Source organism: Pseudomonas sp. P108 (assembly GCF_032613195.1).
Classification (GTDB): Bacteria; Pseudomonadota; Gammaproteobacteria; order Pseudomonadales; family Pseudomonadaceae; genus Aquipseudomonas.
This window is the reverse complement of record NZ_CP126691.1, coordinates 2,393,973-2,406,196: the sequence shown is the minus strand read 5'-3', so window position 1 is coordinate 2,406,196 and position 12,224 is coordinate 2,393,973. Positions and strand designations below refer to the sequence as shown.

Here is a 12,224-nt window from a genome sequence, read left to right as displayed (position 1 = left end):
ACTTATTGCACTGAACAGTAACCAGTAACCTTCTCCTCACTCGGACGAATTCACGTCCCGCAAGGAGATTTCATCATGCTGACCCTTCGCAAAGCCTCCGATCGTGGCCTCGCCAATCATGGCTGGTTGAAGTCCTTTCACACTTTTTCCTTCGCCAGCTATCGCGACCCTCGCGAACAGGGTTTTTCCGACCTGCTGGTGATCAACGACGACCGCGTTGCTGCCGGTAAAGGTTTCGGCCAGCACCCGCATCGCGACATGGAGATCTTTTCCTATGTGCTGGAAGGTGCGCTGGAACACAAGGACACGTTGGGCACCGGCTCGGTTATCCGCCCGGGTGACGTGCAACTGATGAGCGCCGGCAGCGGTGTGGCGCACAGCGAGTTCAATCATTCGGCGACCAAACCGGTGCACTTCCTGCAGATCTGGATCGTGCCAGAAGTCAGCGGCGCCAAACCGCGCTATCAACAGGAACATTTCAGCGCCGGGAAAAAACGCGGTCGTCTGCAATTGATCATTTCGCCGGACGGCCACGACGGTTCACTGAAAGTGCGCCAGGATGCACGGGTCTTCGCCGGGCTGTTCGACGGCAAGGAAAGCGCCACGCTGGAACTGGCGGCCAACCGCTATGCCTATGTGCATGTGGCGCGCGGCAGTGTCGAACTCAATGGCCAGCAACTGCGTGAAGGCGACGGCGTGCGGGTTCGCGAGGAACAGTTGCTGACCTTGAGCAACGGTGTCGATGCCGAGGTGTTGGTGTTCGACTTGCGGCCGCAGGAGTTGCCGCAGATGCCATGATGTGGAGTTTCTATGCCCACAAAAACGGCCTTCCGATGAAGGCCGTTTTTATTGTGGCGGGTTGAGCCATGGCAGCGTCGGGGGCATTGGGACGGTGAACTCCTTGCCCGCCTGAATCGCCGCCAACGTGGTCTGGATCGCTGCATACATGTTGGCTTGATTGGCATAACAGGCACCGACGACGATCGCAACGAGCCCTACCAATTGAACGGCAGTCGCTGCCCAGACGTTGGCTTTCGTGGTACTCGCTTGTTTGATCGCTTCTTTCGACTCTTCTGCAATGGTCTGGATGGCAGACGACATCAGTTCGAAACGTTTGTCTCGCTCTGCTTGAGCCCTGTCCATCTCTGACTGAATCCGGCCGTTGGCCTTGTCCCGCTCTGCCTGAGCCGCCAGAAACGCATCGATTCTCATCGATACACCTTCCATCCGAGCATCCATTCTCGTCTCAATGGTCTCGATCCTGGCATCGAACTCTTCGCGGCTTATCGTGCTCATGGTTTGTGTATTCCGGATTTCGTTCAATGGTTCACTGTATGGGTACTGACTCGCTTCACTGTCGTTCAACTCGACACCTTCCTGGTTAAACCGATACCGTCCCTGGTATTGACATCAGTGCGAGCGTGCGCCCCCTCACCGAGCTGATGAAACGATAGGCCGCATCCAGAATGCTGACAAGCCGGGAGATTCTGCCTCTGGTGTAGGCCGTTTCATCAGAGGTTGTAGCCCTGCCAAAACAGCTCCTGCCTAGTCATTCTCCGACGCGAACACATCGACAATCTTCTCGATCACCGCCCTCACCCGTGCGGTATGGCGCAGGTCCGCGTGGGTTACCAGCCACACCTCATAGGGCAATGGCGTGGTGCGCTCCGGCCAAAGCCTGATCAGGCCATCGCGCTCGCCCATGTACACAGGGATTTCTCCTACACCCAACCCTGCTGCAATCGAACGACGAACGAGCAAACTGGAACTGAGGCTGGCAACGATACGACCGCGACTCATTGGCTCCGATACCAACGTCAGGTCCTTTTTGCCTTGCAGATACGGTTGATAAACCACCAGATCATGCCCTTCAAATGCCGTGCCCGGCTGCGGCACGCCATTGGCGTCTATATAGGCTTGAGAAGCGAACAGCCCCACTGGCCATCGGGCAATTCGCCGAGCGATCAGGTCCGGATTGTCCGGCCGGGTGTTGCGCACGGCGATATCCGCCTCGCGCTTGGCCAGGCTAAGAATCTGTGTGGACGCATCCAGCTGCACGCACACGTCCGGGTGCTGCTCGTGCAAACGGGCAATCGCCGGAATCAGAAAATCGATGGCCAGCGAATCGGTGGTACTGACGCGTACCGTGCCGGTCAGGCGATCGTCCAGGCCTTGAATCTGCCGTTCCAGTTCGAGCGCCGAATGCTCCATCTTCTCCACGCTTTTGAGCGCCGCTTCGCCGACGGCGGTCAAGGCGTAGCCGTCGGAGGTGCGCAAAAACAACGTCGCGCCCAGGGACTTTTCCAGCGCCGTGATCCGCCGCCCGACGGTCGCCTGATCCACCCCCAGAATCCGTGCGGCCCCGCGCAGTGTCGACTCGCGGCAAACGGCGAGAAATACCCGTGCGTCATCCCAATTCATACTGTCTCCAGGCGATGCAAATACGCATCAGCGTGCCGCTTAATCGCTGCATTAACGCAGCAAAGATAGCCGATATGCTGAGCGCCATAAACCTTCCACGAGATTGCTGACATGCGCACTCCAAGTCCCACCGGTATCTGGTTGCCGATCTTTGCAGGCCTGTGCGCCAGCCTGGTCAGCATCGGACTGGCACGTTTCGCTTACACGCCGTTGATTCCTTCGCTGATTGAAGCGCAGTGGTTTAGCGCCAATGATGTGGTTTACCTCGGTGCGGCCAATCTGGTGGGTTACCTGATCGGCGCGCTGCTCGGTCGGCCGACAGCGCGCCAGCTCGGCAATAAAAATGCCTTGCGGTTGATGATGCTGATCGTCACCGCCGCATTTTTTGCCTGTGCGTTTCCCTTGTCGGTGAGCTGGTTCTTCGGCTGGCGGCTGCTGTCGGGGATCGCCGGCGGCGCGATCATGGTGCTGGTCGCCGCGACGGTCCTGCCGCATGTTCCGGCGGCGCGTAAAGGGCTGGCCAGTGGCGCGATCTTCCTCGGCATCGGTCTCGGCATTGCCGGCTCCGGGACGCTTGTGCCGCCGCTGTTGAGTCTGGGTTTGCAGGCGACGTGGCTGGGCCTCGGGGCTTTGGCCCTGTTGCTGACCGCGCTGAGCTGGTTTGGCTGGCCGCCTGATTTCCTCCACCCGGTCGTTACACAAGAAGCGGTGTCCGCAGAACCAACACCGCGCGGGGTGTACTTGCTGTTCGCCCAATACGCCTTTATGGCTGCCGGCCTGGTACCGGCGATGGTATTTCTGGTGGATTACGTGGCGCGTGGACTCGGTGCCGGTGCGCATATCGGTGCGTTGATCTGGGTGATGTATGGCTTGGGCGCGATTGTCGGCCCGGTGAGTTATGGCTTTCTCGCCGATCAGCTTGGCGCAAGGTCCGGCATTCGTCTGGTGCTGGTGGTGCAGGCGCTTGCCCTCGGACTGCTGGCGATCTCCCATTCGTTTCTGGCGTTGGCGTTGCTGGCGGTGATTCTCGGTTCATTTCCGCCTGGCATCGTGCCGCTGGCCCTGGCGCGGGTGCATGAACTGGTGCCGGAGCACCATCGCCAGCAAATCGCCTGGAGCCGTGCCACGGTTTCGTTCGCCACGTTTCAGGCGTTGGCCGGATTTGCCTATTCAGCGCTGTTCAATGCCAGCGGCGGTCATCACGCATTGTTGTTCATCATTGCCGCTGTCGCGATCGTCGTGGCGTTGCTGCTGGAGCAGGCCATGAAATGGCTGCCTGCCCGTATTGAGCAGCGCTGCTGTGCAAATTGAAGGGAATCATTGCGCGCGCAGTACGCTCCCATCTACAGAACTTATGCCAACAGGAATCGATATGTCGCTGCCCAACGAAATGACCCGAATCGAAATCATCGAACCCGGTGGCCCCGACGTCTTGCAACCCAAACGCGTGCCGCTTCCAGCCGTCGCAGAAGGCGAGGTATTGATCCGCGTACACGCCGCCGGAATCAACCGGCCGGACGCCTTGCAGCGTGCCGGCAAATACCCGATGAAACCCGGCATGAACCCGATTCCCGGGCTGGAGGTCGCCGGTGAAGTCGTGGCACTCGGGGCAGGTGTCAGCCAGTTCGCCGTGGGCGACAAAGTCTGCGCGCTGACCAATGGCGGCGGTTATGCCGAATACTGTGCAGTCCCGGCCGGCCAGACCCTGCCGATTCCTGATGGCGTGGACTGGGTGCAGGCAGCCGCGATCCCGGAAACCTTCTTCACCGTGTGGGCCAACCTGTTCGGTCTCGGCGGCGCCAGCCGTGGTCAACGCGCATTGATTCATGGTGGCACCAGCGGCATCGGAACTACCGCACTGATGCTGTGCCGAGAATTCGGCATAGAAGCGTTTGCCACCGCCGGCAGCCCGGACAAATGCGCAGCGATTCGCGAACTGGGTGGTCAAGCGATCAATTATCGCGATGAGGACTTCGCTGAGGTGATCGCCGAGAAAACCGCAGGCCAGGGCGTCAATGTGATCCTCGACATCATGGGCGGCTCGTACCTCAACGATAACGTCAGCGCCCTCGCGATGGATGGCCGTCTGGTCATGCTCGGTTTCCTCGGCGGCGCGCGGGCCAACGACTTTGATCTGCTGGCAATGATGGCCAAACGTGCGGCCATCACCGGATCTCTCTTGCGCGCCCGCACCGCTGCCGAAAAAGCCGAGATCGCCGCTCAACTGCGCGAGCACGTCTGGCCAGCACTGGCTGCCGGGCGCTGCCTGCCGATGATCGACAAGGTTTATTCACTCAACGACGCGGCTCAAGCTCACGCGCACATGGAGGCCGGCGACCATATCGGCAAGATCGTGCTACGGGTGGTGTGAGTCGTTGCAGCATTTTGTAATCGTTGCGCCGGGACGGTGGTCGAAAAACTCACGCGCAGACCAAGTCATCTGGTAAAAAGCCTTCTTTGTCTGCGCCTGGGTGAAACGTTTAATGTTCCTGTCCTTCGTGACGCGTCTGCGCCGCCGCCGTTTGGCGTTCGCCTGCATGGCCGCGCTGATTATCGGCGTGCCGACCAGTTGTGCCGTACTCGAACACACCGAACGCAAACTGCTGTTTCGTATCGAACCGGGCACTGCCGGTTGGTATCGCGGCCTGCCCGGCAGCGTGCAGGAACTCGACCTGCAACCGAAGAGCTTCAAGGCCGGGCAGAACATTCATGCCTGGTGGTGGCCGGCGGAAAAGGCCAACGCGCCGGCCATTCTCTATCTGCATGGCGTGCGCTGGAACCTCACCGGGCAGCTGTTCCGCATCGAGCAACTGCGCGCGGCGGGTTATTCAGTGCTGGCCATCGACTATCGCGGATTCGGCAAGAGTCACGGTGATCTGCCATCGGAAAGCAGCGTTTACGAAGATGCGCGGGTGGCGTGGGAGCGCTTCAAACTGCTGCAACCGGATCCGTCCAAACGCCTGATCTACGGACATTCCCTCGGTGGCGCCGTGGCGATCGATCTGGCCGCAGAACTCGGGCAGACCGCCGCCCGCGATCATTCCGCGCTTCCTGTGCGCGGGCTGGTGATCGAGTCCACTTTCACCACGCTGGCGGATGTTGCCGCCTCCGTGGCCAACACTTCCCTGCCGGTACGCTGGCTGCTGTCGCAAAAATTCGATTCGATCGACAAGATCGCCGATATTCATATGCCACTGCTGGTGGTGCACGGCCTGGCTGATGCTTTCGTGCCACCGCGTTTCAGCGAACAACTGTTCAACGCCGCGCAACAACCCAAGCGCCTGTTGCTGGTGCCGGGCGCGACGCACAACAACAGCATGGCGCTCGGCGGGCAGAATTATCGCAAGGCGCTCGACAACTTGATGCAAAGCCCACCCGTCCCTCGGGTTGCCGGGCCTGCGACTGTGCGCAGCGGACGGGACACTTAACGGTAGCCGCGAGCCTGCAAATCGAACAGTTGCGCGTAATGCCCGGCCGCGGCGATCAGTTGATCGTGGCCACCCTGCTCCAGAATCCGGCCTTGTTGCAGGACGATGATGTGGTCGGCATTGCGCACGCTGGAAAATCGATGGGAAATCAGCAACGTCATGCGACCTTCGCTGTGCTGGCTGAAATGCTCGAACACCGCCGCTTCGGCCGCCGGATCAAGGGCGGAAGTCGGCTCATCGAGGATCAGAATGTCGGCCTCACGGCGCATGTAAGCGCGGGACAAGGCAATCTTCTGCCACTGCCCGCCAGACAACTCCTGGCCACCGGCAAACCAGCGTCCCAGTTGCGTGGCATAACCCTTGTCCAGTCCTTCGATAAAGGGTGCCGCCATCCCTTGGGCAGCCGCCTCTTTCCATCGTTGCGAGTCGTTGAACGCCAAGGTATCGCCGACGCCGATGTTTTCTCCGACGCTGAACTGGTAGCGGATGTAATCCTGAAAAATCACGCCAATTCGCCGACGTAACGCGGTCTCCTGCCAATCCTGCAAATCGCTGCCGTCGAGCAGGATTCGCCCTTGGTCGGGGCGATAGAGCCGGGTCAGTAGCTTGATCAGTGTGGTCTTGCCTGAACCGTTCTCGCCGACCAGCGCCATGCTCTTGCCTGGCAGCAGTTGCAGGTCAATGTTTTCCAGCGCTGGCCGACTGGCACCGGGATAACGGAAGCCGACATTTTCGAAGCGCAAACCATCGCCCGGGCACACTCCAACAGTCAGGTGGCCGGTATCCAACTGCACCGGTTCGGCCAGGTATTCATAAAGACTGGTCAGATAGAGGCCGTCTTCGTACAGGCCGCTGATCGCACTCAGGCTGCTGCTCACGGCGCTTTGGCCTTGTTTGAACAGCACCAGATACATGGTCATCTGACCGAGGCTGATCTGGCCATGCACGGCATCGATCACCACCCAGGCATAGGCCACGTAAAACGCCGCAGTACCGAGCAGGCCGAGGCCGAAACCCCAGCCGTCGCGCCGCAGTGTCAGGCGCCGGTCTTCGACATACAGCCTGGCGAACGTGTCGCGGTAGCGTTGCAGCAGCAACGGTGCAAAGCCGAACAGCTTGACCTCTTTGATATAAGTTTCGTGGGACAGCAAGGTTTCGATGTAATTCTGCTGCCGACTCTCCGGCGCGCGGCGGGTGAACAACCGAAAGGTGTCACCGGAAAAATGCGCCTCGGCAAAGAACACCGGCAACGCACCGACCACCAGCAGCACCAGCGCCCAAGGGGAGAAATGCACCAGCAGCACACCAAAACTGATCAGCATGATCAGGTTCTGAATCAAGCCTAACGACTTCATGACCAGCGCCAGTGGCCGGGTCGACGCCTCGCGACGCACACGCACCAGTTTGTCGTAGAACTCGGAGTTCTCGAACTGCACCAGTGACAGGGTCTGCGCTTTTTCCAGGATCAGCGTATTGACCTTCTGCCCCAGCTGCACCCGCAACAGCGACTGCTGCACCGAGAGTGCCCGTTGTGTACCAGACAGCAGCGCCAACACCCCGGCCTCCAACAACACATAACGCAACACCGGCCACAGCGGCGCACTGCCGTATTGTGCGTGCAACTGCATCGCCGCCACCACGGCATCGACAATTCGCTGCCCCAACCATGCCGCCAGTGCCGGCAGCAGCCCGGCCACCAACGTTGCCAGCACCAGCCCCAGAAACAAGCCTCGCGATGTCCCCCAGACCAGCCGCAAGGCTCGCTGCGCCTGATCGAACAAAGAGGTGAAACGCGATAGATCAGGCATGGGGCATTGGACTCTGCTGGTGATGGCGGTGCGTTATGGTACTCCAGCGCTACGACTGAACTTCAAACGACGAGCGCGTTATTGTCGACGCGTTTTTCAGAACAAAAACATCTGGAAGACTCAGGCCTTTCCGGCGTCCAACGCTCTGCTATGTTTTAACCGCCCTACGCGGAACCCGGCGACCCCCCCGCCACGCTCCGCGCCTGACTGCCGGGAGCAGAGACATGAGAATCGACCCGTACCTGATCTTCAATGGTGACTGCCGTGAGGCGTTCACCTTTTACGAGCAAGCCTTGCAAGGGAAGCTTGAGGCGATGATGACGTTCGGAGAGACACCCGCCGCCGAGCATGTGCCCAAAGAGCATCACTCTCTGATCATCCATACCTGTCTGAAGGTCGGAGACCAGATGATCATGGCCTCGGACACCACTCCCGACCGCCCGACTCAGGGCATGAGCGGCTGCTCGATTTCGCTGAATGTCGACAGCATTGCTGAAGCCGATCGAGTGTTTAACGCCTTGGCCAAGGACGGGCGCGTCGACATGCCGTTAGAAGCGACGTTCTGGGCGGTGCGCTTCGGCATGCTGGTGGATCGTTTTGGCGTTTCGTGGATGGTCAATTGCGAAAGTGAAAAGTGACCCTGGCATTTCGTCAGGCATGAAAAAGCCCAACCTGAACAGGTTGGGCTTTCTGCGTTATCGCTGGGCCAGTTCGTGGCGCACGCATTGTTCGTAATAGGTCTGCTTGACCGCCGCCGGCTTGAGCTTCGAGGTGCTGTTGTAGGTTTGCTCGGTAATCCCCATCGCGGTCATGCGCATCCACGGTTGCTGGAATCGGCGCACCTGCAATTGTTTGCGTGCGCCGTACAGCGAGACGCCCGACAACTTCGATTGCTGGGCACCGGCAGCAATGTCCGAGCCCCAGGTGCAGGCAAAGCGATGGCTTTTGCTCAGTTCTTTCGCCTGCACCCCCACCGCGAAAACAGCCAGGGAAAGCGTTGCAACGGTGATGACAATCGTCCGCATAGAGCCAACCTAACCTTTTGAAAAAAGGCGATTTTGCCGGGGAAGCAAAAATCCGGGGGCCAGCAATTTGCCGCCTTTCGCGAGTTTTTTGCGGACGTAAAAAAGGGCGGTGGGATTTCCTGATGAAATCCCACCGCCCCTAGGCTGACTATCAATTGGCGCTGACCTCAACGCGCAAACGATCCGCGCCCTCCTCCCGACAATCGATGCGAACCGGCAAAAACACCTCGATCACCGCGATATTGCTGTGCAGATGCTCGGTCATGCGCGGCGTAGTGAAGGAGCCGCCACCGGCCAGCGCCATTGGCAACAGCAACTGATCGGCAAGGTGCTCGGCGACCGCAGCACCACTGCGCAACCAGTCGGCGGCCTGATTGATCGCGGCGTCGGCTACTTTTTCTGCCCGTAACGACACTTGGCCAAACGCGCTGAATACCTCGGTGACGTGCTCGAATGCGTACTCCAGCAACAACACATTGCCCGGTCCCCGCGCCGGATCGAGCGTGACATGTTGCAGCGCCGCAGGCGGCAGACTCAAACGCTTGGCCACCTGGCTCAACTCACGCTCGGCCACCGTCGGTGCCAGCCCGGCGGTCAGCGCCGACGCCTGTTGCGAAATGGCTTCGCCGCGTTCACACAGGTCCATCCGCGTCAGGCTCGACGGTTGCACGTTCACTTCAATCTCGCCACCGCCTGCCGGGACAAATCCATGTCGCAACAAGTCCAGCTCGACGTTGGCGCCCATACGCCGCAGCAGCGGCAGCCAACTGCGCGAGAGGAAATCGGTCGGCGGCGCCAGCGGGTTATGCGTGCCACCCGAGATGCGCACCCGACTCGCCTCTGGTGCCCGCAACAGCGCTGGCAACAAGGTCTGCAACACCAGCGTGCAACTGCCGGCCGTGCCGATGGCGAACTGGTAATCGCCAGAGCGAATCGCGCCGGGCTCAAAGCTCAACGCTTGCGAGCCCAACTGCGCACCGGAAACCGTCGCGCCGCAGACCTCAGCCGCCGCCATGACCGCCGTCAAATGTTGCCTCAGCAGTCCCGGACGGCTGCGTTTGGCACGAATCTGTTTAATGCGAAACGCCCGGCCTGTCACCATCGACAGGCTCAAGGCACTGCGCAACACCTGGCCGCCACCGATGGCACCGTCCAGTTCTATCACTTCCTGTTTCATTGCATTCCTTACGCGTACAACCCGACGGTTTCCCTGAGGTACCGATCCAGGCGTCGCGAATCTTCCTGAGTTCTGAGTAAGGTGGGCACTTCGCGCTCAAGCTCGGCGGCGATGAACCCGTGCAACGCCGGACGACGCGGCCCGTAGGCGCTCTCGTCGACATTGCGTTTAAGGGCCAGCAATTCGTCGACTTCCGCGAGCAGCGCGCGGTCGTCGACGGTGGTCAGCAGGTCGGCGAACGTCATCGGCGGCCGGCCGCGGCCCTGGTCGATCCAGCGCACCGCCAGCAGCGGCCGCAGCACGTAGAAGTACTTCTTGAAACGGACGGTTTCACCTTGCAGGTAACCGCGAAAGTTCTTCTTCGCCATCGACAGATAGTGATTACGCGCCGCTGGCGGGCTGTAGAACGCTTCGGCGAGTTCGCGCAGCTGTGCCACCTGCGCGGTTTCACTGCGATAAACCAGCGGCGAGTCGAGCCACTCCAGCAAGGTCGGATTGGATTTGCGCAACAACCCGAGGGTCTTGCGCAGTTCCCAGCCACTGACGTCGAGTTCATCGTCCAGCGGACGTTCGATCACATCACGCGGCGCATCGACCTGGACGAACCACTCGGGCTTCTCCACATAGACAAACCGCACGTCGTAATCGCTGTCGGTCGAGGCAAAACCCCAGGCCCGACTGCCTGACTCACAGGCGTATAACACCGTGACATTGCGTTCACGCTCTATGCGCGTCAGCTCTTCCAGTACCCGCGCACGCATCGTGGCGCACAGCGGATGACGCTCTTGCAGTTCCATGACCTGCTTTCCTTTATCCTTTGACGCACACCACCTGACGCAAGGTGTGCAGCACTTCCACCAGCTCACGCTGGGCGTGCATGACTTTGTCGATGTCCTTGTAGGCCATCGGAATTTCGTCGATCACCGCTTCGTCCTTGCGGCACTCCACGTGGGCAGTTGCGCGAATCTGATCCTCGACGGTGAAGGTGTTTTTCGCCTTGGTGCGGCTCATGGTGCGGCCGGCACCGTGGCTGCAGGAACTGAACGACTCTTCGTTGCCCAGACCGCGAACGATGAAACTCTTGGCGCCCATCGAGCCCGGAATAATCCCCAACTCACCCTTCTTCGCCGACACCGCACCTTTGCGGGTGACCAGCACCTCTTCACCAAAATGCCGCTCTTTCTGCACGTAGTTGTGGTGGCAGTTGACCGCTTCCAGCGCCACTTCAAACGGCTTGCGAATAATCTGCCGTGTCGCCTGAATCACTGCGCGCATCATCAGCTCACGGTTTTGCCTGGCGAAGTCCTGCGCCCAACCCACCGCCTCCACATAATCATCAAAGTGCTGGCTGCCTTCTTCGAAGTAGGCCAGGTCACGGTCCGGCAGGTTGGCGATGTGCTGACGCATATCCGCCTGAGCCATCTGGATGAACAGGTTGCCGATGGCGTTGCCGACACCGCGCGAGCCACTGTGCAACATGAACCAGACCCGGTTGGCTTCATCCAGGCACACTTCGATGAAGTGGTTGCCGCTGCCGAGCGTGCCGAGGTGCCCACGGTTGTTGGTGTTGGCCAGTTTCGGGTACTTGTCGGTGATCAACTTGAACCGTGGCTGCAACCCCGCCCAGGCCTGATCGGCTTGCTGCGGGATTTCATCCCAGGCGCCCTTGTCGCGTCGCGAACGGTTTGAACTGCGGCCATGCGGCACCGCTTGCTCGATGGCGCTACGCAGACCGTGCAGGTTGTCCGGCAAATCAGCGGCGGTCAGCGACGTACGCGCGGCGATCATGCCGCAGCCGATGTCGACGCCGACCGCTGCCGGAATGATCGCGCCGACGGTCGGGATCACGCTGCCGATGGTCGAGCCCTTGCCCAGGTGCACGTCCGGCATGACCGCCAGATGTTTGAAGATGAACGGCATTTTCGCGGTGTTCATCAACTGCTCGCGAGCTTCGTTTTCCACCGGGACGCCTTCGGTCCAGAGTTTGATCGGTTTGCCGTTGGCGACTTCGAGCAGTTGGTAAGTGTGTTCTTTCATATCTTCATTCTTTATTCATTGGCCGATGATTCGGCGTTGTTCTGTAAGTCGCAGCGACAAAAACACAGGCACTGTGGCTCTGCCAGTTGAGCCCCCGTTGCCGGGGCGGGAGTCGAACCCGCGTTCCGATGGAGTACCTGTCGCATTCGCTGCCAATAACCGCAAAAAAGGTGGCACGACAAAAGTTGATGACTGTTGCGCGTTGCCGCGCTCCGGACTTAACCGGCCTTGGATGTACAGCCATCAGGCATTCGTGCCGTCACTGGCGCTGACAAGGGCTTGATGAGACGTCTTGGATGTAGTCCCATCGGCATTCAGCGCCGGTGAT

12 protein-coding genes are annotated in these 12,224 nt (G+C 60.0%); 5 read left to right on the top strand and 7 right to left on the bottom strand.

Features of this window, described 5'->3' with window-relative positions; genetic code table 11:
- The first annotated feature begins 75 nt into the window (after nt 1-75).
- Nucleotides 76-798, top strand: coding sequence for a pirin family protein (locus QOM10_RS10560; protein ID WP_127926633.1), 723 nt, complete (start codon nt 76-78; stop codon nt 796-798).
- A gap of 48 nt (nt 799-846) precedes the next feature.
- Here the strand turns inward: QOM10_RS10560 and QOM10_RS10555 are convergent, their stop codons facing one another.
- Nucleotides 847-1,365 carry a hypothetical protein gene (locus tag QOM10_RS10555; RefSeq protein ID WP_316917986.1) on the bottom strand — a complete coding sequence of 173 codons (519 nt, stop codon included), beginning with the start codon at nt 1,363-1,365 and terminating at the stop codon, nt 847-849.
- Between the two features lie 180 nt (nt 1,366-1,545).
- The gene (locus QOM10_RS10550) at nt 1,546-2,421 is read right to left on the bottom strand and encodes a LysR family transcriptional regulator (RefSeq protein WP_150752124.1); all 876 of its coding nucleotides are present in this window, start codon (nt 2,419-2,421) and stop codon (nt 1,546-1,548) included.
- 111 nt (nt 2,422-2,532) lie between these two features.
- Here QOM10_RS10550 and QOM10_RS10545 point away from each other — a divergent pair, with 111 nt between their 5' ends.
- The 3 genes from QOM10_RS10545 (at nt 2,533) to QOM10_RS10535 (ending at nt 5,849) form a co-directional block, all read left to right on the top strand.
- Nucleotides 2,533-3,732, top strand: coding sequence for a YbfB/YjiJ family MFS transporter (locus tag QOM10_RS10545; RefSeq protein ID WP_316917985.1), 1,200 nt, complete (start codon nt 2,533-2,535; stop codon nt 3,730-3,732).
- Nucleotides 3,733-3,793: 61 nt separating this feature from the next.
- A complete protein-coding gene (locus QOM10_RS10540) occupies nt 3,794-4,792 on the top strand; it encodes an NAD(P)H-quinone oxidoreductase (RefSeq protein ID WP_316917984.1) in 999 nt (332 codons plus the stop codon).
- A gap of 112 nt (nt 4,793-4,904) precedes the next feature.
- A complete protein-coding gene (locus QOM10_RS10535) occupies nt 4,905-5,849 on the top strand; it encodes an alpha/beta hydrolase (protein ID WP_316917983.1) in 945 nt (314 codons plus the stop codon).
- On the opposite strand, the gene QOM10_RS10530 is transcribed toward QOM10_RS10535, so the two are convergent.
- Nucleotides 5,846-7,657 (bottom strand): ABC transporter ATP-binding protein, encoded by a 1,812-nt coding sequence (locus QOM10_RS10530; RefSeq protein WP_316917982.1) that lies wholly within the window; start codon nt 7,655-7,657, stop codon nt 5,846-5,848. The genes QOM10_RS10535 and QOM10_RS10530 overlap by 4 nt on opposite strands.
- Nucleotides 7,658-7,881: 224 nt before the next feature.
- On the opposite strand from QOM10_RS10530, the gene QOM10_RS10525 reads away from it, so the two are divergent.
- Nucleotides 7,882-8,295 carry a VOC family protein gene (locus QOM10_RS10525; RefSeq protein WP_150752119.1) on the top strand — a complete coding sequence of 138 codons (414 nt, stop codon included), beginning with the start codon at nt 7,882-7,884 and terminating at the stop codon, nt 8,293-8,295.
- Between the two features lie 57 nt (nt 8,296-8,352).
- Here the strand turns inward: QOM10_RS10525 and QOM10_RS10520 are convergent, their stop codons facing one another.
- The 4 genes from QOM10_RS10520 to QOM10_RS10505 form a co-directional block, all read right to left on the bottom strand.
- Nucleotides 8,353-8,682: a hypothetical protein gene (locus tag QOM10_RS10520; protein ID WP_016987808.1), complete on the bottom strand. Its 330-nt coding sequence runs from the start codon at nt 8,680-8,682 to the stop codon at nt 8,353-8,355.
- A gap of 151 nt (nt 8,683-8,833) precedes the next feature.
- Entirely contained in the window at nt 8,834-9,859 is a 1,026-nt protein-coding gene (gene rtcA, locus QOM10_RS10515) for an RNA 3'-terminal phosphate cyclase (RefSeq protein WP_127926626.1), read from the bottom strand.
- 8 nt (nt 9,860-9,867) lie between these two features.
- Nucleotides 9,868-10,656, bottom strand: a complete 789-nt coding sequence (locus tag QOM10_RS10510; RefSeq protein WP_316917981.1) for a nucleotidyltransferase domain-containing protein — start codon at nt 10,654-10,656, stop codon at nt 9,868-9,870.
- 13 nt (nt 10,657-10,669) lie between these two features.
- Nucleotides 10,670-11,896, bottom strand: a complete 1,227-nt coding sequence (locus tag QOM10_RS10505; protein WP_316917980.1) for an RtcB family protein — start codon at nt 11,894-11,896, stop codon at nt 10,670-10,672.
- Nucleotides 11,897-12,224: the final 328 nt, after the last annotated feature.

What these genes read in the sequence shown, in the direction of transcription:
- QOM10_RS10560 (WP_127926633.1), top strand. Translation starts at nt 76, where the DNA reads ATGCTGACCCTTCGCAAAGCCTCCGATCGTGGCCTCGCCAATCATGGC.
- QOM10_RS10550 (WP_150752124.1), bottom strand. Translation starts at nt 2,421, where the DNA reads ATGAATTGGGATGACGCACGGGTATTTCTCGCCGTTTGCCGCGAGTCG.
- QOM10_RS10545 (WP_316917985.1), top strand. Translation starts at nt 2,533, where the DNA reads ATGCGCACTCCAAGTCCCACCGGTATCTGGTTGCCGATCTTTGCAGGC.
- QOM10_RS10540 (WP_316917984.1), top strand. Translation starts at nt 3,794, where the DNA reads ATGTCGCTGCCCAACGAAATGACCCGAATCGAAATCATCGAACCCGGT.
- QOM10_RS10535 (WP_316917983.1), top strand. Translation starts at nt 4,905, where the DNA reads ATGTTCCTGTCCTTCGTGACGCGTCTGCGCCGCCGCCGTTTGGCGTTC.
- QOM10_RS10530 (WP_316917982.1), bottom strand. Translation starts at nt 7,657, where the DNA reads ATGCCTGATCTATCGCGTTTCACCTCTTTGTTCGATCAGGCGCAGCGA.
- QOM10_RS10525 (WP_150752119.1), top strand. Translation starts at nt 7,882, where the DNA reads ATGAGAATCGACCCGTACCTGATCTTCAATGGTGACTGCCGTGAGGCG.
- QOM10_RS10520 (WP_016987808.1), bottom strand. Translation starts at nt 8,682, where the DNA reads ATGCGGACGATTGTCATCACCGTTGCAACGCTTTCCCTGGCTGTTTTC.
- rtcA (WP_127926626.1), bottom strand. Translation starts at nt 9,859, where the DNA reads ATGAAACAGGAAGTGATAGAACTGGACGGTGCCATCGGTGGCGGCCAG.
- QOM10_RS10510 (WP_316917981.1), bottom strand. Translation starts at nt 10,656, where the DNA reads ATGGAACTGCAAGAGCGTCATCCGCTGTGCGCCACGATGCGTGCGCGG.
- QOM10_RS10505 (WP_316917980.1), bottom strand. Translation starts at nt 11,896, where the DNA reads ATGAAAGAACACACTTACCAACTGCTCGAAGTCGCCAACGGCAAACCG.